Origin of the sequence: Candidatus Puniceispirillum marinum IMCC1322, assembly GCF_000024465.1 — a bacterium.
Taxonomy (GTDB): domain Bacteria; phylum Pseudomonadota; class Alphaproteobacteria; order Puniceispirillales; family Puniceispirillaceae; genus Puniceispirillum; species Puniceispirillum marinum.
This window is the reverse complement of the sequence record NC_014010.1, coordinates 1,730,362-1,749,608: the sequence shown is the minus strand read 5'-3', so window position 1 is coordinate 1,749,608 and position 19,247 is coordinate 1,730,362. Positions and strand designations below refer to the sequence as shown.

The 19,247-nt window shown below is 52.5% G+C and carries 17 protein-coding genes; 13 read left to right on the top strand and 4 right to left on the bottom strand.

The genetic code is table 11. The annotated features are described in order from the left end of the window. Positions 1 to 11 precede the first annotated feature (11 nt). The 10 genes from trmB to galE all read left to right on the top strand — a co-directional run bounded on the left by trmB (position 12) and on the right by galE (position 11,839). Positions 12 to 809 (top strand): tRNA (guanine(46)-N(7))-methyltransferase TrmB, encoded by a 798-nt coding sequence (gene trmB, locus SAR116_RS08190; protein ID WP_238531136.1) that lies wholly within the window; start codon positions 12 to 14, stop codon positions 807 to 809. A 149-nt stretch (positions 810 to 958) separates the two neighbouring features. Then, positions 959 to 1,459, top strand: coding sequence for a ribosome maturation factor RimP (locus tag SAR116_RS08185; RefSeq protein ID WP_041861314.1), 501 nt, complete (start codon positions 959 to 961; stop codon positions 1,457 to 1,459). A gap of 127 nt (positions 1,460 to 1,586) precedes the next feature. Beyond that, the gene (gene nusA, locus SAR116_RS08180) at positions 1,587 to 3,182 is read left to right on the top strand and encodes a transcription termination factor NusA (RefSeq protein ID WP_013046452.1); all 1,596 of its coding nucleotides are present in this window, start codon (positions 1,587 to 1,589) and stop codon (positions 3,180 to 3,182) included. Positions 3,183 to 3,202: 20 nt separating this feature from the next. Continuing rightward, positions 3,203 to 3,787: a DUF448 domain-containing protein gene (locus SAR116_RS08175; protein ID WP_013046451.1), complete on the top strand. Its 585-nt coding sequence runs from the start codon at positions 3,203 to 3,205 to the stop codon at positions 3,785 to 3,787. A gap of 84 nt (positions 3,788 to 3,871) precedes the next feature. Next, entirely contained in the window at positions 3,872 to 6,475 is a 2,604-nt protein-coding gene (infB, locus tag SAR116_RS08170) for a translation initiation factor IF-2 (RefSeq protein WP_013046450.1), read from the top strand. 116 nt (positions 6,476 to 6,591) lie between these two features. Beyond that, positions 6,592 to 6,981 carry a 30S ribosome-binding factor RbfA gene (gene rbfA / locus SAR116_RS08165; RefSeq protein WP_013046449.1) on the top strand — a complete coding sequence of 130 codons (390 nt, stop codon included), beginning with the start codon at positions 6,592 to 6,594 and terminating at the stop codon, positions 6,979 to 6,981. 2 nt (positions 6,982 to 6,983) lie between these two features. Then, positions 6,984 to 7,922 carry a tRNA pseudouridine(55) synthase TruB gene (gene truB / locus SAR116_RS08160; RefSeq protein WP_013046448.1) on the top strand — a complete coding sequence of 313 codons (939 nt, stop codon included), beginning with the start codon at positions 6,984 to 6,986 and terminating at the stop codon, positions 7,920 to 7,922. A 17-nt stretch (positions 7,923 to 7,939) separates the two neighbouring features. Next, complete coding sequence (gene rpsO, locus SAR116_RS08155) at positions 7,940 to 8,209, top strand: 30S ribosomal protein S15 (RefSeq protein ID WP_013046447.1); 270 nt, start codon at positions 7,940 to 7,942, stop codon at positions 8,207 to 8,209. A gap of 346 nt (positions 8,210 to 8,555) precedes the next feature. Further along, positions 8,556 to 10,685 (top strand): polyribonucleotide nucleotidyltransferase, encoded by a 2,130-nt coding sequence (gene pnp / locus SAR116_RS08150; RefSeq protein WP_013046446.1) that lies wholly within the window; start codon positions 8,556 to 8,558, stop codon positions 10,683 to 10,685. 164 nt (positions 10,686 to 10,849) lie between these two features. Next, positions 10,850 to 11,839, top strand: a complete 990-nt coding sequence (galE, locus tag SAR116_RS08145) for a UDP-glucose 4-epimerase GalE (protein ID WP_013046445.1) — start codon at positions 10,850 to 10,852, stop codon at positions 11,837 to 11,839. 17 nt (positions 11,840 to 11,856) lie between these two features. Here galE and SAR116_RS08140 read toward each other — a convergent pair whose 3' ends face one another. Genes SAR116_RS08140 through fabA form a run of 3 tightly spaced genes read right to left on the bottom strand, consistent with a single transcriptional unit; the run spans position 11,857 to position 14,426 of the window. Then, positions 11,857 to 12,672: an enoyl-ACP reductase FabI gene (locus SAR116_RS08140; RefSeq protein ID WP_083775273.1), complete on the bottom strand. Its 816-nt coding sequence runs from the start codon at positions 12,670 to 12,672 to the stop codon at positions 11,857 to 11,859. A gap of 1 nt (position 12,673) precedes the next feature. Beyond that, positions 12,674 to 13,906: a beta-ketoacyl-ACP synthase I gene (gene fabB, locus SAR116_RS08135; protein ID WP_041860862.1), complete on the bottom strand. Its 1,233-nt coding sequence runs from the start codon at positions 13,904 to 13,906 to the stop codon at positions 12,674 to 12,676. Position 13,907: 1 nt separating this feature from the next. After that, the gene (gene fabA / locus SAR116_RS08130) at positions 13,908 to 14,426 is read right to left on the bottom strand and encodes a 3-hydroxyacyl-[acyl-carrier-protein] dehydratase FabA (RefSeq protein ID WP_013046442.1); all 519 of its coding nucleotides are present in this window, start codon (positions 14,424 to 14,426) and stop codon (positions 13,908 to 13,910) included. 282 nt (positions 14,427 to 14,708) lie between these two features. Between fabA and irrA the strand changes: the two genes are divergently transcribed. Together irrA and katG are read left to right on the top strand one after the other, a co-directional pair. Next, complete coding sequence (gene irrA, locus SAR116_RS08120) at positions 14,709 to 15,191, top strand: iron response transcriptional regulator IrrA (RefSeq protein WP_013046441.1); 483 nt, start codon at positions 14,709 to 14,711, stop codon at positions 15,189 to 15,191. Between the two features lie 218 nt (positions 15,192 to 15,409). Continuing rightward, complete coding sequence (katG, locus tag SAR116_RS08115; protein ID WP_013046440.1) at positions 15,410 to 17,542, top strand: catalase/peroxidase HPI; 2,133 nt, start codon at positions 15,410 to 15,412, stop codon at positions 17,540 to 17,542. A gap of 32 nt (positions 17,543 to 17,574) precedes the next feature. Here katG and SAR116_RS08110 read toward each other — a convergent pair whose 3' ends face one another. Further along, positions 17,575 to 18,108 carry an SH3 domain-containing protein gene (locus SAR116_RS08110; RefSeq protein ID WP_041860860.1) on the bottom strand — a complete coding sequence of 178 codons (534 nt, stop codon included), beginning with the start codon at positions 18,106 to 18,108 and terminating at the stop codon, positions 17,575 to 17,577. A 139-nt stretch (positions 18,109 to 18,247) separates the two neighbouring features. On the opposite strand from SAR116_RS08110, the gene SAR116_RS08105 reads away from it, so the two are divergent. Next, on the top strand, positions 18,248 to 19,234 hold the full coding sequence (locus SAR116_RS08105; RefSeq protein WP_013046438.1) for a 2-hydroxyacid dehydrogenase: 987 nt from the start codon (positions 18,248 to 18,250) through the stop codon (positions 19,232 to 19,234). The last annotated feature ends 13 nt before the right edge of the window (positions 19,235 to 19,247 follow it).

The window sequence follows — 19,247 nt, the reverse complement described above, 5'->3', positions numbered from 1 at the left end:
TGGTTGTGACGATGACATCAGACAAAAAAGAGACAGTCATAAAAGTGATAGGCGCCAAAAAGACAGACACCAAAAAGACAGATGCTCAACAACCAGGCGCTCAAAAACCAAATATGGATAATCAGGATTTTTCTGCCTCGCGTTTTTATGGCCCGCGCTTTTACGGACGGCGGAAAGGTCGTCCATTGCGGCAGACAATGCAGACTTTATTGGCTGAAAAATTGCCTGAAGTACGGTTTGATCTAGAACGTCACGCCGCCGCGCAATTCAGTAGTCCCTGTGCGGATGTTTTTCTGGAAATCGGGTTTGGCGGCGGCGAGCATATCGCCGGACTGGCGACGCAACGGCCTGATGCCGGTTTCATTGGTGCCGAGCCCTTTATAAATGGTGTCGCTAGTCTGCTGCGGCATATGCAGGATGACGATATCGATAATATCCGCATCTGGGATGATGATGTGCGGCTGATCTTTGCGTCGCTGGCCGATGCGTCGCTGGCGGGTGCCTATGTTATGTTTCCCGATCCCTGGCCAAAAAAGCGCCATGCTGGACGCCGGATTCTGCAAGATGATGTGATGAATTCGCTGGCGCGGCTGATCCGGCCAGGGGGCAGCCTTGTGATGGCCAGTGATGATCCAACGGCAAAAAGCTGGCTGTTACAGGCGGCAATGCGGCATCCGGCCTTTGACTGGACCGCGCGCTGTGCAGATGACTGGCAGATACGACCAGCAGACTTGCCAGCGACACGCTATATGAAAAAGGCCGAAAATGAAGCACGCCATCCGGCCTGGTTTATTTTTACCCGTAGCTAGGCTGAAACAGGTGCTGACGTAAACGCTTGTCATTTGGCGTGTTACGTTATATATAATATGCAAAATCAGCTGTCGCATAGATAGTGAGCCGCGGGCTCACTTTTTTATTGGCTGATATGTGGATCGATTGGACCAACAGCGAGACCAGCTTGGTAGAGACAAAAGTAAGCAAGATAATCGAAGCGGCGGTTGAAGACCTGGGTTTTCAGCTGGTGCGGGTATTGTTTATGGGCGGCAATTCAGGCCGTAACCAGTTGCAGATTATGGCTGAACCGGTTGAAGATCGCGAGATGACTGTCGAGGATTGCAAAAAGCTGAGCCGGCATATTGCGGCCTTGCTTGATGTTGAAGATCCGATTTCCAGTGCCTATGTTCTGGAGGTCAGCTCTCCGGGAATTGACCGGCCGCTGACCAAAATCGAAGATTATGAAAGGTTTGAAGGTGAGCTGGCCAAAATAAATCTGCGGATGATGCGTGATGGCCGTCGCCGCTTTAATGGCCGCCTAAATGGCTTTGACGATGAAGGCAAGATCGTTCTGGAAACAACATTCGGACGCTTTGCATTTGCATTTGACGAAATAGATTCGGCGCGTATCGACCCAGCAGAAATTCTGGCGATGTCAACTAAAGACCAAATAAAGGCTAAATAAAAACCACGTAAAAATAGTGACTAACATAATCGGGGTCATGACAATGTCATCACACCCTTTAACAGCAAACAACCAAGCCCGCTTTTGAATTTAGACAAAGGCTTGAAACAGATAAGTCGAGACGATAATGGATACATCATCAATTCCGGGTATGGAACTCATTCAGGTCGCCGATGTGGTGGCGCGTGAAAAATCGATCGATCGCGAAGAAGTCATGCTGGCCATGGAAGAAGCGATTCAAAAAGCTGGCCGTGCAAAATATGGTCTGGAGCGTGATATCCGGGCCATGATTGATCGCAAATCAGGCGCGATCCGGTTGGAACGCTGGATGGAAGTTGTCGAAGAGGTCGAAGATGATGAGACCCAGATAAGCGTTGACGAAGGTGCCAAACTGACCCCTGCAGTAGGTCTTGGTGAATTTTCAAAGCAATCATTGCCGCCAATCGAATTTGGCCGGATTGCGGCGCAGACTGCCAAGCAGGTGATTTCGCAAAAAGTGCGTGATGCCGAGCGTGCGCGTCAGTTTGAAGAATATAAAGACCGCGTTGGTGAGATTGTTGTTGGGACAATCAAACGTGCTGAAAGCTATTCGATCACTGTTGATCTGGGCCGTGCCGAAGCGGTGATTCGCCGTGAAGAAATGATCCCGCGTGAGAATCTGCGCCAAGGCGATCGCGTGCGCGCCTATATTATCGATGTGCGCGAAGAACAGCGGGGCCCGCAAATCTTTCTATCGCGTGCCTGTAATGAATTCATGGCCAAGCTGTTTACACAGGAAGTGCCTGAAATTTATGATGGCATCATCGAAATCAAAGGTGTGGCTCGTGAAGCTGGTAGTCGTGCCAAAATTTCGGTTCTGTCGAATGATCCGGGCATTGATCCGGTTGGCGCCTGTGTGGGTATGCGGGGTAGCCGAGTGCAAGCGGTTGTTGGCGAATTGCAGGGTGAGAAAGTGGAAATTATCCCGTTCAATGATGACCCTGCTGCCTTTGTCGTGAATGCGCTGGCACCAGCCGAAGTTGCCAAGGTGGTGATGGATGAGGTGGCTGGCCGGATGGAAGTTGTCGTGCCTGATGACCAGCTCAGCCTTGCGATTGGCCGTCGTGGACAGAATGTACGCCTCGCCTCGCAATTGTCAGGCTGGTATATTGATATTCTGACCGAGGCCGAAGAATCGGAACGTCGCCAGGAAGAATTCCGCACGCGCTCGACCGGCTTTATCGAAGCGCTGAACATCGATGATGTGATCGCGCATCTGCTGGTGGCGGAAGGCTTTGTCCTGCCGGAAGAAATCGCCGAAAGCACAATCGAGGAGCTGGCTAATATTCAGGGCTTTGACGAAGATATTGCAACCGAATTGCAAAATCGTGCGGTTGATTATGTCGAGCGTGAAACAACCAGAATCAATGAAGCTCTTGATAAGCTGAAAGTGGCTGATGATCTGCGTGCCTTTGAATATATCAGTCTGGCTATGCTGCTGTCGCTTGCCGAGAATAATATTCTCACCCTTGATGATCTAGCTGACCTCGATAATGAGGAGCTGGTCAGCCTGTTAGGCGAACACGGCCTGAGTGACGACGCTGAAGCGGGCGATATCATCATGGCTGCACGGGCACATTGGTTTGATGATGAAGATGATCAAGCCGCTGATGCAAGCGATAGTGATGCACCCGATACAGAGGCAGAAGCAGGTGAGATATCTGCTGACGCATCTGATAGCTAGATCATGTTGGGACCGGCCTCATGGTTACGCGCACCTGCATCGCAACGGGACAAACACTTCCCACCAATAGCCTGATTCGCTTTGTTGCGAGTCCGGATGGGGTCGCGGTTGCCGATCTTGCCGAACGCTTGCCTGGTCGTGGGGCGTGGGTGATGGCCAATGCGGCCAGCATTTCCAAAGCTGATAGTAAAGGCCATTTCAAGCGTGCGCTTGGCGTGGATCTGGCCGATGATGCCGATGGCATTACCCATATCATGTCGATGTTGCGTAGCCGCGTATTATCATTGCTGGCGATGGCGCGGCGGTCTGGCATTGCCTTTGCCGGAGCCGGAAAATTGCTTGTAGATGGTTCGTTTGATGCACTTCTGGCAGCTCAGGATGCGTCTGAACGCGAATGTAGAAAGCTTGAAAGCAAGCTTGGCGTCACCTGGGTCAGCCAGACACTGACCGCCGAGGAACTAGGCCAGGTTTTCGGACGAGACAGTATTGCCTATGTAGGGCTTCGGGGTGCAGCCGCGCGTGGCGGGGTGGCATTGATTGATAATTTGCATGACGAGATCATGCGTTTAGACGGGTTTTATGGTGCTACGGGTTGTCAGAACTAGCCTGACAGGTGTATCACCTAGCCATGTTTGCGAATTGTGGCTTGCCTCATTGGTAAAGACATAGATTCGGTGAAAGGGTCAGAAATGAGCGACGAGAGTGGCAAAACAAAGAAACTGAGTTTGTCCAGCGGCAAGTTAACACTGGGTAACTTGGATGCGGGCAAAATGCGGACAGGTCCCTCAGTGGCCGGACGTAAAACGGTTCAGGTTGAAGTGCGCCGTAAACGCGCACCTGCGGCACCATCACGCGCTGGCCAGCCTAGCGCCGAGGCCGTGACCCCGCCAGCAACGCCCGAAACACCAGCGTTGAGCGAAGCACCGGTGGCAACGCCTGCGACACCAGCGGCGGCCGATGATAAGCTAACCGCACAAGAACGCGCTGCCCGCGTTCGCGCCCTGCAGGAAGGGATGAAGAAACCAACCCCGGCCGCAGATGGAGATAATGCCGCGCCAGCTGTACCTGAAGGTAATGCGCCTGATGAGGCACCAGTAGCCGAAGCCGCAATTCCCCCCGCACCCGAACCAGAAGTGCCACTTGATCCGGTTGAAGCGCGCCGTGCCGCCGAATTGGCCGAACTTCGTGAAATCGAGGCTGGCGAGGAAGAACGCCGGGCCTTTGAAGCCAAAAAACATGCTGATACGCACGCCCGACGCCAAGAGGTGCCAGAGCGCAGTCCAGCCGCCCCCGCGCCACAAATGCCGGATCCGATTGGTGAAGCCCAGCAACGCCGCCGCAAGGCCGCTGATGAAATGGCACCTCGCCGTCCAGGGGCTTCGCGCCGTGATACCAATAACCGGCGTCAATCTGGCAAGATGACAATCAATCAGGCGCTTTCCGGTGATGAAAGCCGTCGCCAGCGTTCGTTAGCGTCGGTCAAGCGACAACGCGAAAAGGCGCGGATGCGCGAAGAACAGCCACAGGTCAAGCAGGTCAGGGATGTGATCATTCCAGATACGATCAGTGTCAGCGAACTGGCCAACCGTATGGCCGAACGAACGGCTGATGTGGTGAAGGAATTGATGAAGCTGGGCATTATGGCCACCGCAACACAGACAATCGACGGCGAAACAGCCGAACTGGTTGTGAGTGAATTTGGCCATAAGGTGCAACGTGTGTCAGAATCAGATATCGAAATCGGCCTTACAGGTGATGACGATGCCGAAGACAACCTGCAGCCCCGCCCCCCCGTGGTTACGGTTATGGGTCATGTTGACCATGGTAAAACCAGCTTGCTTGATGCGATTCGCCGTACCGATGTAGCGGCAGGAGAATCAGGTGGCATTACCCAGCATATTGGCGCCTATCAGATCACCACAGCGAATAAGAATGTGATTACCTTTATCGATACGCCTGGCCACGAAGCCTTTACCGAGATGCGCTCGCGTGGTGCGAATATTACCGATATTGTCGTGCTGGTCGTGGCCGCTGATGACTCGGTTATGGCACAGACAGTCGAAGCGATTAACCATGCCAAAGCGGCAGGTTGTCCGGTTATTGTCGCGGTCAATAAATGTGACAAGCCCGAAGCCGATCCCCAGCGTGTGCGTAATGACCTGTTACAGCAGGAAATAGTCACCGAAGATTTCGGCGGCGATGTGCTGTGTGTTGATGTTTCGGCACATACCGGACTTGGCCTTGATAAACTCGAAGAAGCGATCATGCTGCAATCCGAGCTTCTGGAATTACGCGCCAATCCGGATCGTAATGCCGATGGTGTCGTGATCGAATCGAAGGTCGAACGTGGCCGTGGTTCGGTTGCCACCTTGCTGGTGCAACGCGGTACGTTGCGTCAGGGCGATATTTTTGTCATTGGTGCGGAAAGCGGCCGGGTTCGCGCCTTGCTTGATGACCGTGGACAGAAGCTGAAAGAAGCAGGACCAGGCCAGCCTGTAGAAATACTGGGTTTGAATGGTACGCCGATGGCTGGCGATAACTGTGTTGTTGTCGAAACCGAAGCGCGCGCGCGTGAAATTGCCGAATACCGGACACGTCGCAATAAGGATCATGATGCCGCCCGCGGTGCGCGTGGTTCGGTCGAACAGATGCTCTCGGCAATTGCCGCCGGTGAAGCCGAAGAATTGCCTGTCGTCATCAAGACCGATGTGCATGGATCACTCGAAGCGATCCGTGTCGCGCTTGAAAAGCTGGGCACCGAACAGGTCAAGGTGCGGATGCTGTCATCAGGCGTTGGCGCGCTGAGTGAATCGGATATCAGCCTTGCAGCGGCATCGAATGCGATTGTGATCGGTTTTAATGTGCGCGCGATTCCGCAGGCACGTGATCTGGCCAAGCGCGATGGTGTTGAAATCCGCTATCATTCGATTATTTACGAACTGATCGATGAAGTGAAAGCGGCGATGGGCGGCTTGCTGAGCCCGGATACCCAAGAGGACTTTATCGGCTATGCCGAAATCCGCCAGGTATTCGGCGTGTCAAAAGTCGGCAAGGTTGCTGGTTGTATGGTGACTGAAGGCGTTATCAAACGTGGCTGTAAGGTGCGTTTGCTTCGCGATAATGTCGTGATCCATGAGGGCGCGCTAAAGACATTGAAACGTTTCAAGGACGAGGTCAAAGAAGTCCGTGAAGGCTTTGAATGTGGTATGGGCTTTGAAAACTATTCGGACATTCAGGAAAAAGATATGATCGAATGTTTTGAAATCCGTGAGATTGCCCGTACCCTCGACTAGTTATTAGATGTAACATTGCCATGCCGACCATGATGGACGGCTTCGGGATATTATTTGCCAGCCGATAGGTGATCTGAAGCAAACCGACAGATGGTGTTGTGTGAAAGGAAGTTGTCATGTCATCAAAGCCACGCAACAGCCACAACGCAAAGGGGCCAAGCCAGCGCCAGCTACGTGTTGGGGAAACCTTGCGTCATGCGCTGTCGGATATTCTGTTTCGGGAAGATTTCTTTGATCCCGATCTGGAAAATGTGTCAATCACCATTTCCGAAATTTCGATTAGCCCCGATCTGAGCAATGCGCGTGTCTATACGATGCCGCTTGGTGGGGTGAATGTCGAAGTTGTTCTGCCTGCGTTGAACCGGCTAGCGCCTAAAATTCAAAGCATGGTGGCGCAACGTGTACATTTGCGCCGTGCGCCGCGGTTAAAATTTCTGCTTGATGAAAGTTTTGAAAATGCGGCGCGGATGAATGTTCTGTTCAACGCCCTGCATCAGGATAAATAAAGATGCCGCGCAACAATGGCCAGCCGGTGCATGGCTGGGTGAATCTGGACAAGCCTGTGGGGATCAGCTCGGCCAAGGCGGTGGCGATTGTGCGGCGTGTGTTCAATGCTGCTAAAGCCGGACATGGTGGTACGCTTGATCCGCTGGCAAGTGGGGTGCTGCCGATCGCGCTGGGGGAAGCCACAAAGACGGTGGCGTTTGCCATGGGTAGTCACAAGTCTTATGAATTCACCCTGGCATGGGGTGTTGAAACCAGCACCGATGATAGCGAAGGCAGTGTCACCTATCGATCCGAAAAACGCCCAAGCGATGCTGACGTTACCGCTGTGCTAGGGCAATTTACCGGCCATATCGAACAGGTGCCGCCTGCCTATTCGGCGATCAAGGTTGATGGGCAACGGGCCTATAAACTGGCACGCAAGGCCGATGCCGATGATGACGCGCCTGCGGTGAAGCTGGCCCCACGTCCGATCTTTATCGAAACATGCCAATTGCTATCGCATGATGAAAGCAAAGCACGGTTTTATGTGGCCTGTGGCAAAGGTGCCTATATCCGGTCGATGGCACGTGATATTGGCCGCGCGGTTGGCAGTGCCGCGCATGTGACAAGCCTGCGCCGCATGTCGGTGGGCAGCTTTCACGCCGATAAGGCGATTTCACTAGATTTTCTGGAAAATCTGGAGCATAGTGCGCCCGCTTTCGAGCATTTACATCCTGTTGTGAGTGCGCTGGACGACATCCCGGCGTTACCCATTTCGGGGGATGAGGCATCCTTGCTTCGTCATGGCCAAACCCTTGGCGCGTTGAGTCAGTCCGCACAATTGCGGTTCGCTGGCCTGGCCGGGGGACAAACCGGCATTGCCATGCATGGCGATACACCGGTGGCGCTGGTGGCGATCAAAGCAGGGGCTGTATGCCCTGTCCGTGTTTTAAACCTATAAAACCATAGGAGGTTTTGATGTCGATTACGAATGAACGCAAAGCTGAACTGATTACCGAATTCGGCAAAAATGATAAAGATTCCGGATCATCTGCGGTACAGGTCGCGATTTTATCCGAGCGCATCCGCAACCTGACCGAGCATCTCAAGACACATAAAAAGGACTTTGGTTCACGCCGCGGTCTGCTGTCGATGGTTGGCCAGCGTCGTAGCTTGCTTGATTATATCAAAGCAGGTGACATGGCGGCTTATAAAGCGCTGATCGAAAAGCTAGGCCTGCGCCGCTAACAACATCATTAGATGCGACTAAGATATTGATGTAATTGGCGATCACAGTCTCAACAAAGTGAAACCGCTATCCAGTCTGGATGGCGGTTTTGTCTTTGTAATTCTATTTGCTTTTTCACTTATGGCATGTCAAAAGATGCCTACGAAAAAGGAAAAACATAAATCAGGCACAAGATGAGACCGTGGGTGCCTTTTACCATGTTGGTAAAGCTGTCACATTGGGTGCACGGCACATGATATTAACCCCACCTTCACCTTTTTCTGACTGACCTTTCTGGCTTGGCTTTGGCCTATGCAGAGCTAGCTTGGTGTCTGATTTAAGAACGTACGAGAGAGATATATCTAAATGTTTAAAATATTCCGTAAAGAATTGGATTGGGGCGGCACGCCACTGGTATTGGAATCCGGAAAAGTTGCCCGTCAAGCTGATGGTGCCGTTATGGTTACCCTTGGCGAAACAACAGTTTTATGTACGGCAGTTGCCGCACAGCAAGCAAAGCCAGGTCAGGATTTCTTTCCGCTGACAGTCAATTATCAGGAAAAAGCCTTTGCCGCCGGTAAAATCCCAGGTGGCTTTTTCAAACGCGAAGGTCGCCCATCAGAAAACGAAACCCTTGTGTGTCGTCTGATTGACCGTCCAATCCGCCCACTATTTCCAAAATCATTCAAATGCGAAACACAGGTCATCTGTACCGTGCTGTCGCATGATATGGAAAACAACCCAGACATAGCCGCCATGATCGGCGCTTCGGCTGCTTTGACTTTGTCAGGCGTGCCGTTCTTTGGCCCGATTGCCGGTGCACGTATTGGCTGGATCAATGACGAATATGTGCTGAACCCGACAGTTGAGCAGATGGATGAAAGCGATCTTGATCTGGTGATGGCCGGTACGATGGAAGGCGTGTTGATGGTCGAATCAGAAGCACAAGAGCTATCTGAAGAGGTCATGCTTGGCGCGGTGAATTTCGGGCATGATGCGATCAAGCCGGTGATCGAAGCAATCATCGATCTGGCCGAATCATGTGCCAAGGAGCCACGTGACCTGCCTGAAGAACCAGCTGAAACCAGCACCATCAGTGATATTCTGAAAGAATTCGAAGGTGCTTTTGAAGCAGCTTATAAAATTGCCGATAAAGCCGAACGGCAAGCCGCTGTTGGCGCTGTACGCAGTGAAGCCAAGGACAAAATTGGTGACGATTATGACGCGGTTCTGGTTGGTGGTCTGATCAAAGGGCTGGAAGCCGATGTGGTCCGTGGGGCGATTTTGAAAACCGGTGTGCGGATCGATGGCCGTGACACGAAAACAGTGCGGGCGATTGTGTCCGAAGCTGGATTTCTGCCACGTGCGCATGGATCGGCCTTGTTCACCCGTGGTGAAACACAGGCGATGGTTGTTGCCACGCTTGGTACCGGTCAGGATGAGCAGATCATTGATTCGCTGGTTGGCGAAGGCCGTTCGAACTTCATGCTGCATTATAACTTCCCGCCATATTCGGTTGGTGAAGCTGGCCGCGTGGGATCGCCAGGACGTCGTGAAATCGGACATGGCAAGCTGGCATGGCGGGCGATCCGTCCATTGATGCCGTCTAAGGAAGAATTCCCCTATACCGTGCGTCTGGTATCCGAGATCACCGAATCAAATGGTTCGTCATCAATGGCAACCGTCTGTGGTGGTTCGCTGGCATTGATGGATTCAGGTGTGCCACTGGCACGTCCGGTTGCCGGTATTGCCATGGGTCTGATCAAGGAAGGTGACGATTTTGCCGTGCTGTCCGATATTCTGGGTGATGAAGATCATCTTGGCGATATGGACTTCAAGGTGGCGGGATCGGATGCCGGTATCACATCTTTGCAGATGGATATCAAGATCACGTCAATCACACCTGAGATCATGCAGATTGCGCTGGATCAGGCACGTGATGGCCGTATCCATATTCTGGGCGAGATGGCAAAAGCGCTGACCTCGGCACGTGAAGTGCTGGCTGACAGTGCGCCGAAAATCACCACCCTGAATATCCCTGTCGACAAGATCCGCGATATCATCGGCCCTGGTGGCAAGATCATTCGTGAAATCTGTGAAACCACAGGTGCCAAGATCGATATCGAAGATGACGGTACGGTCAAGGTGGCGGCGGTTACAGGGGCTTCGGGTGAAGCCGCGGTGGCGCGTATCCGTGATATCGTTGCCGAGCCTGAGCTGGGCGTGATTTACGATGGCAAGGTTGTGAAAACAGTCGATTTTGGTGCGTTTGTCAATTTCCTTGGCGCCAAGGACGGTCTGGTTCATATTTCCGAACTGCAAAATGGCCGCACCGAAAAAACCACCGATATCTGTAAAGAAGGTGACACCGTTAAAGTCAAGGTCATCGGCTTTGATGATCGTGGCAAGGTCAAGCTGTCAATGAAGCGTGTCGATCAGGAAACAGGCGCTGATCTGGAAGAAGCGGCTGAGGCCGAAGGCGATGCGGCTGAATAGACCAAAGCTTTAGAATATATATAACGATAAAGGTGGGGCGCGATCCCCGCCTTTTTCTATGGTTAATCATAATATGTGATATAAAGTGGCTTGCACGCAGGGTGACGCGCCGTTTTAGTGCGGATGCCAATTGTCTGTGCGCGTGACCAAGGGATAAGGCCATCATGACAAGAAAGCGCAAGATTCTGGTAACAGGCGGGGCAGGCTATATCGGTAGCCATATGGTGCTGGCCTTGCTTGATGCGGGTCATGACGTGGTCATTCTGGATAATTTTTCCACCGGACATGAACAGCTGGTACCCGCAGGCGTTACCGTTGTGCGCGGTGATGTTGGTGATAGGCAGGTGACCGATGCCCTGCTCGTCGCCCATGATTTTGACGCGGTCGCGCATTTTGCCGCGTCGATTGTGGTGCCTGAATCGGTGGCTGATCCGTTGAAATATTATATCAATAACACGCTGAATACGGCGCATCTGATCGCGGCCTGCGTCAAGGCCGGGGTTAAGCGCTTTATTTTTTCGTCAACGGCGGCGGTTTACGGCGAACATGCGCAAGAACCAATCGATGAAACCGCATTACCTGTGCCGGAAAACCCCTATGGGGCGTCGAAATTAATGTCGGAAACAATCCTGCGAGATACCACCAAAGCGCATGATCTGTCCTATGTGGTGTTGCGCTATTTCAATGTTGCGGGGGCTGATCCGGCGGGGCGATCAGGCCAGCTATCGAAACCGGCAACGCATCTGATAAAGATCGCGGGCGAGCTGGCCTGTGGCAAACGTGACGCGATGCAGATTTTCGGCACTGATTACGATACGCCGGATGGCACCTGTATCCGTGACTATATCCATATCAGTGATCTGATCGGGGCGCATATGGTGGCGCTGGATCATCTGATGGATGGCGGCGCGCCAGTGATCGCAAATTGTGGCTATGGCACCGGCAATTCGGTGCGCGATGTGCTGGCGTCAGTGGCGCGGGTGTCGGGATCAAACCTGAATGTTGCCGAAGCCCCGCGGCGGCCAGGCGATGCGGTCTATCTGGTGGCGGATTCGAGTCTGCTGAAACGTAAACTTGGCTGGGTGCCGAAATATGACGATCTTGATGTGATTGTCAAAAGCGCGCTCGACTGGGAACGCAGATTTCCTGACTAATCAGGCTTCGGGACTAATCAGACCTCGGGCGGAACGCCAACATGGTTAAATCCGCCATCGACATAATGTATCTCGCCGGTAACGCCGGATGATAAATCAGATACCAGATAGAGGCCAGAACGGCCAACTTCATGGATATCCGGATTGCGGCCAAGCGGCGCATTTTCTTCAGAATGACGATAGATATGACGTGCGCCGGTGATCGCGGCACCGGCCAGCGTTTTCATGGGGCCCGCAGACAGCCCGTTGACGCGGATATTCTGGCCGCCAAGATCAACCGCCAGATAACGTACCGAGCTTTCAAGCGCAGCTTTGGCAACACCCATGACATTATAGTTCGGGGTGATACGCTGGGCACCGATATAGCTCAAGGTCACAAGTGATCCGCCCGACGGCATCATATGACGCGCGGCCTGCGCCGCTTCGGTAAAGGAAAAGGCCGAGACCATCATCGTATCGGCAAAATTCTGGCGGCTGGTGTCCATATAGCGGCCTTTGAGCTCGTTCTTATCGGAAAAGGCCAGCGCATGGATAACAAAATCAATCGATGACCAGGTTTTGGACAAGCTTTCAAAACATGACGCCACCGCACCTTCATGCGCGACATCGCATTCCAGCAACAGATCCGAACCAATTGATTCAGCAAGTGGACGCAAGCGTTTGCCAAAACCCTCCATCTGATAGGAAAAGGCCAGCTCGGCGCCCTGATTGGCGGCGGCGGCGGCAATGCCCCACGCAATCGAGCGTTCATTGGCAACGCCCATGATCAGGCCGCGTTTGCCAGCCAGAAGTGACCCCGGTGCCATCATAGCTGTATCGGCTGTATCGCTCATATCAAACTTTCCGCAAGGCCAAGGTCGCGTTAGTGCCGCCAAAGCCGAATGAATTCGACAAGGCCAGCGTGATATCAACATTATCCATGCGGGTTGACGGTACCGGAATATCCCCAATCGCCGGATCAGGATTATCGATATTAGCCGAGGCGGCGATAAAGCCATTCTGCATCATGATCATCGTATAAATCGCTTCTTGAACGCCGGTGGCACCAAGCGAATGACCTGTCAGCGATTTTGTCGAGGTCACTACAGGCAGATAGCCACGTGGGCCGAACACTTCGCGCACCGCGTCAAGTTCCTTGGCATCACCAACTGGTGTCGAGGTGCCATGCGCATTGATATAGTCAACTTTGTCATCAAGCTTGTTACCATCGAACCCGTCCAGTGCGAGCTGCATACAGCGCACCGCACCTTCGCCCGATGGGGCGACCATGTCATGCCCATCCGAATTGGCGCCATAGCCTACAAGTTCGGCATAGATTTTGGCACCGCGCGCGATCGCACGATCCATATCTTCAAGCACAACCATGCCGCCACCGCCGGCAATGACAAACCCGTCACGATCCGAATCATAGGCACGCGAGGCTTTTTCCGGCGCGTCATTATATTTTGAGGACATCGCGCCCATAGCGTCAAACAATACGGATAATGTCCAATGCAGTTCCTCGCCGCCGCCAGCAAAGACAATGTCCTGACTGCCGCTACGGATCGCATCGGCGCCCGACGTGATGCAATGTGCCGAGGTCGAACAAGCCGAGGTGATCGAATAGTTCAGTCCCTTGATTTTGAAAAAGGTCGCGATACAGGCTGAAACGGTCGATGACATGCAGCGTGGTACCATATAGGGGCCAACGCGCTTTGGTCCTTTTTCGCGTGTCGTATCAAAGGCGGTGAGCATATTGGCGGTTGATGGCCCGCCCGAACCCGCAATCAGACCGGTGCGCGGGTTTGAAACATCATCTTCGCCAAGGCCGGAATCGGCAATCGCCTGTTCCATCGCCAGCACAGCATAGGCCGCGCCCTCGCCCATAAAACGCATCTGTTTGCGGTCAATATGTTCGGCCACATCCATCTTGACGGTGCCATGCACCTGACTGCGAAAGCCAAGTTCGGTATATTCCGGCGCGGCAACGATGCCTGATGTGCCAGCACGCAGGGATTCGGTAACTTCGGCAACATTATTGCCAATCGATGACACAATGCCAATTCCGGTTATAGCAACGCGGCGCATATCAGGCTCCTTCTGGCTGGAATAATCCAACTCTGATGTCATTGGCTTCAAAAACAACTTCGCCATCACACAGCACCTTGCCGTCGGCGATGCCCATAACAAGACGGCGCATGATAACGCGCTTCATATCAAGACGGAATGTCACCAGCTTGTTGCTAGGCAGAATCTGGCCGGTGAATTTGACTTCGCCAACCGATAAAGCGCGTCCACGGCCAAGCCCGCCTGACCAGCCAAGGAAAAAGCCGACAAGCTGCCACAGGGCATCCATACCAAGACAGCCCGGCATGACCGGATCACCTTCAAAATGACAGGGGAAAAACCAAAGGTCGGGATTGATATCGAATTCGGCATCGATCTGGCCTTTGCCAAAATCGCCACCATCGGCATCAATGCGTGTAATCCGGTCGCACATGAGCATTGGTGGCATCGGTAATTGCGGATTGCCAGGCCCAAACATTTCGCCTTTTGCACAGCTTATAAGCTCGTCATAGGTGAATGAGTTCTGATTGCTTGGTGACATGTTAACTTCCTCTTATACGAATGCCGGAGACTATCCGGCTTGTCAGTAAGGCCTGATGGCGCTTTCATTCACTATAATCTGGCACAATAATCTGGCAAACCCCGCCGAAAACGCCTGTGACATTACGCGCCAGCCTATTTACCCAGCCTATTTACCAACCCTATTATTAAGTCAAAACAAGCCTAGCTATGGCTTTATTAATAGGCCTAAGAAAGCACGAAATAAGCCCCAAAGCCAAGGTAATATTGACAAAATATTTAGGAGGGTTCATTTTCAGTTCAAATGATTGAAAAAAATTCAAATGCGCGTGCTCGTCTGGCAGGCAAGGATCAAGAAAAGCGTCAACATGGCCCCACGGGTGATCGTGGGCAGGATCTGACGACGCGTCTGCGCGAAGCGGGGCTACGTCCGACACGCCAGCGTATTGCGATCGCCGCCTTGTTGCTTGACGGTCGCCATCGGCATGTGTCCCCCGAACAGCTGACTGCCGAAATTGCCAAGGCCGGAACGCATGTTGCTGGCGGCACGGTCTATAACACGCTGAACCAGTTTACCGAGGCCGGTTTGCTCCGCCGTATCACCCTGCATAATGAACATAGTATTTTCGATACGAATGTTGACCATCATCATCATTTTTACGATGCCGATAATGACAAACTGACCGATATTGCATCGGATGATGTGATATTGGCGCAACTGCCGGAAGCGCCCGACGGGCATGAAATTTCATCGGTTGATGTGGTTATCAGTATCACCAGCAAATAGCCCTAGTATCAGCGCGTAGTGCCAATACCATAAGAATATAAATACGGTTTATTTATATTCGTTCTAAACAGGCTTGACCTTGCCCGTCTGGCCTCATATGTTTTTTGTAATCGTTCTAAAGAAATAACATGCGATGATCTGCATTTTATATGCGGATGGTTTCTTTAGCCTGATTATTACGTGATACTTTGACAATACCAACCCTATCGGAGAGACAAATGGACGGCGAAAGCAAATGCCCGGTAATGCACGGACCTCAATCAAACGCAACTGCGGGCGGCACATCTAACCGCGATTGGTGGCCGAACGCGCTCAATCTGAATATTCTGCATCAGCATTCGCCAGCATCCAATCCAATGGGTGCGGATTTTGATTATGCCGCTGAATTCAAGAAGCTTGATTATAAAGCGCTGAAACAAGATCTGAACGATCTGATGACTGATTCTCAAGATTGGTGGCCAGCTGATTATGGGCATTATGGCCCCTTCTTTATCCGCATGACATGGCATGCGGCTGGCACCTATAGAACTGGTGATGGCCGTGGCGGCGGCGGTACAGGCGCCCAGCGTTTTGCCCCGCTTAATAGCTGGCCAGATAATGGCAATCTTGATAAAGCGCGCCGTCTTCTTTGGCCGATCAAACAGAAATATGGCAAGCAGCTCAGCTGGGCCGATCTTCTGATTCTGGCAGGTAACGTTGCGATCGAATCTATGGGTGGCAAGACCTTTGGTTATAGTGGTGGTCGTCCTGATATCTGGGCACCGGAAGAAGATATCTATTGGGGTCTTGAAACGGACTGGCTGGCGAATGGTCGCTATTCGGGTGATCGCGATCTGGCGCATCCTTTGGCGGCGGTGCAGATGGGTCTGATCTATGTGAATCCGGAAGGGCCTGATGGCAATCCCGATCCGTTGGCAAGCGCCAGAGATATCCGCGAAACATTCGGCCGCATGGCGATGAATGATGAAGAAACCGTCGCCTTGACCGCAGGTGGTCATACATTCGGTAAAGCGCATGGTGCGGGTGATGCTGCCCTTGTTGGGGTTGAGCCAGAAGGTGCCCCGATTGAAGAGATGGGCTTTGGCTGGAAAAATGCGCATGGCAAAGGTAAAGGCCGTGACACCATCACCAGTGGAATCGAAGGTGCCTGGACGGCGAATCCGACACAGTGGGATAATGGCTATTTTGATCTGTTGCTTGGCTATGAGTGGAAGCTGGTGAAAAGCCCAGCTGGTGCACATATCTGGCACGCGATTGACCAGAAGCAAGAAGATATGGCACCGGATGCCGAAGATTCCGCAATCCGCGTTCCTACTATGATGACAACAGCCGATATGGCGATGCGCGAAGATCCTAGCTATCGTGAAATTTCTGAACGGTTCCATAAAAATCCAGATCAATTCGCTGATGCTTTTGCCCGTGCGTGGTTCAAATTACTACATCGTGATATGGGGCCGCGTTCCCGCTATGTGGGACCGGAAGTACCTGCTGAAGAGCTGATCTGGCAGGATCCTGTTCCTGCTGGTAACAGCAATTATGACGTAGAGGCGGTGAAAGCCCGCATCGCTGATAGTGGCCTGAGCGTTCAGGAAATGGTTGAAACCGCCTGGGCTAGCGCCTCTACCTATCGCGGAACTGACATGCGCGGTGGTGCCAATGGTGCCCGCATCCGTCTGGCCCCGCAAAAGGACTGGGAAGTCAATAAGCCAGACCAGCTTGGCCGTGTGCTGGATGTGCTGACAGCCATTGCCGCCGATACAGGGGCATCGATTGCCGATGTGATTGTGCTGGCTGGTAATGTGGGTATCGAGCAGGCATCAGGTGCCAAGGTCGGCTTTAAGCCAGGGCGTGGTGACGCCACGCAAGAGCAAACCGATATCGAGTCATTTTCGGTGCTTGAGCCAGATGCTGATGGGTTCCGTAACTATCAGAAAGCTGACTTCTCGTTCAGCCCCGAAGAAATGCTGCTTGATAAAGCCCATCTGCTGGGTCTGACAGCGCCAGAAATGACGGTGCTTGTTGGTGGTATGCGCGCGCTTGGCATTAGTGCCAATGGACATGGCGTGTTTACTGAAACACCAGGCAAGCTAAGCAATGACTTTTTCAAAACATTGCTTGATATGCGCGTTGAATGGAAGCCAACAGGCAGTAATAGCTATGAAGCCACAGACCGCATTAGCGGCGAAAAGGTAAGAACAGCAAGCCGCGTTGATCTGGTCTTCGGATCAAATTCCCAGCTTCGTGCGCTTGCCGAAGTCTATGCATCGGATGATGCCGATAACAGCTTTGTTGCTGACTTTATCGCAGCCTGGGAAAAGGTGATGAATAACGACCGTTTTGATCTAGCCTAGATAGCGGGATTTGACATTATACTATGGACGGCCTAGTTGATGACTTCGCCGTCCATAATGCCCCAAATTGAATGGCGGGGTACCCAGCCGGTGATGTCGCCATGCGCAACCCGGCACCATTGTTTCGGACATGTTTCAAGATCAAGAAGTGCGCCGCGTTCGGCGACAGCGATGACGCGCGCTTCTTGATTGTCCTGGGCGCGTATTTTGATCACACCCTTGGTGACAAAGGCATTTCGTTTCAGACCCAGCAATGACCCGCGCATCCATCCGGATGTGCCTTCATGATCGACAACTTTGCGCCATACACCAAATTCAGCATCGACAAGAACGGGCAGGCCTAGGCGGCGATATTGCCATAAAACGGGATATTCACTGCCTGGCCCGGCGCGCAAATTCGCCTTTTCGAATTTAATCGTCACAAAGCGTGGTATTGGATGGCCACTGCCGCGCACGCTAAGCTTGGCTTCTTGTGCCGTGGCTGTGGATATAGGCATAGCAAGCCCCAGCATGCCCGCTAGCATGAGAACACAAAGTACAGGGAGATGAACAAGAAGTTTTGTCATGAAACAATAGTTCTGCTAGTTTAGGTTAATATATGATGTTAATAGCACAAAGTCTGTGTTGCGACGTCTAAAGATATTAGACCAATTTAGTAATGTTACCAACCACGCTATCATGTAATGGTGTGCCAGAGGGTTTAAAATGAGTCAAAGGAAACCAAAAGTTGTTTTGACCCGCAAGTTGCCTGATTCGATTGAAACCCGTATGCGGGAATTATTCGACACAACATTAAATGAGACCGATGTGGCGTTGAGCCATGACGCGCTGATTGAAGCGGTAAAAACCGCCGATGTGCTGGTGCCGACGGTGACGGATAAGATTGATGCCGATTTGATTGCCTATGCTGGTGAACAGCTACGCTTAATAGCCTCATTTGGTACCGGTGTTGACCATATCGATCTGGCGGCGGCAAAATCGCGTGGTATTACGGTTACCAATACGCCTGGCGTGCTGACCGAAGATACCGCTGATATGGTGATGGCATTGATTCTGGCAGTGCCGCGCCGGATTGCCGAAGGTGATGCGCTGGCGCGTTCGGGCAAATGGCATGGCTGGTCGCCTACTGGCATGCTGGGTCACCGGATCAATGGCAAGCGTCTTGGTATTATCGGCATGGGCCGGATTGGCGAAGCGGTAGCGCGCCGCGCCCGTGGTTTCGGCTTGTCAATCCATTACCATAATCGCAAACCCGTTCATCCCGAAACCGAAGCCGAACTGGAAGCAACATATTGGGACTCGCTTGACCAGATGCTTTCGCGTGTCGATATTGTCTCGGTGAACTGCCCGCATACACCTGCCACCCATATGCTGTTATCGCGTGAGCGCCTTAGCCGGATGCAGTCATCAGCCTATCTTGTCAATGCGTCGCGCGGCGAAGTGGTTGATGAACAAGCGCTGGGCGAATTGCTCGATGCCCGTGATATTGCCGGTGCCGGACTTGATGTGTATGCGAATGAGCCGCATATCCCCGAAACCCTGCGCAATTTGAAGAATGTTGTGCTGTTGCCGCATATCGGGTCGGCGACAATCGAGGGACGACTTGAAATGGGTGATAAGGTCATCATCAATGTGCAGACTTTCTGGGATGGGCATTCGCCGCCAGACCGCGTGATCGAGGCGATGCTCTAGCATAATCAGCCTG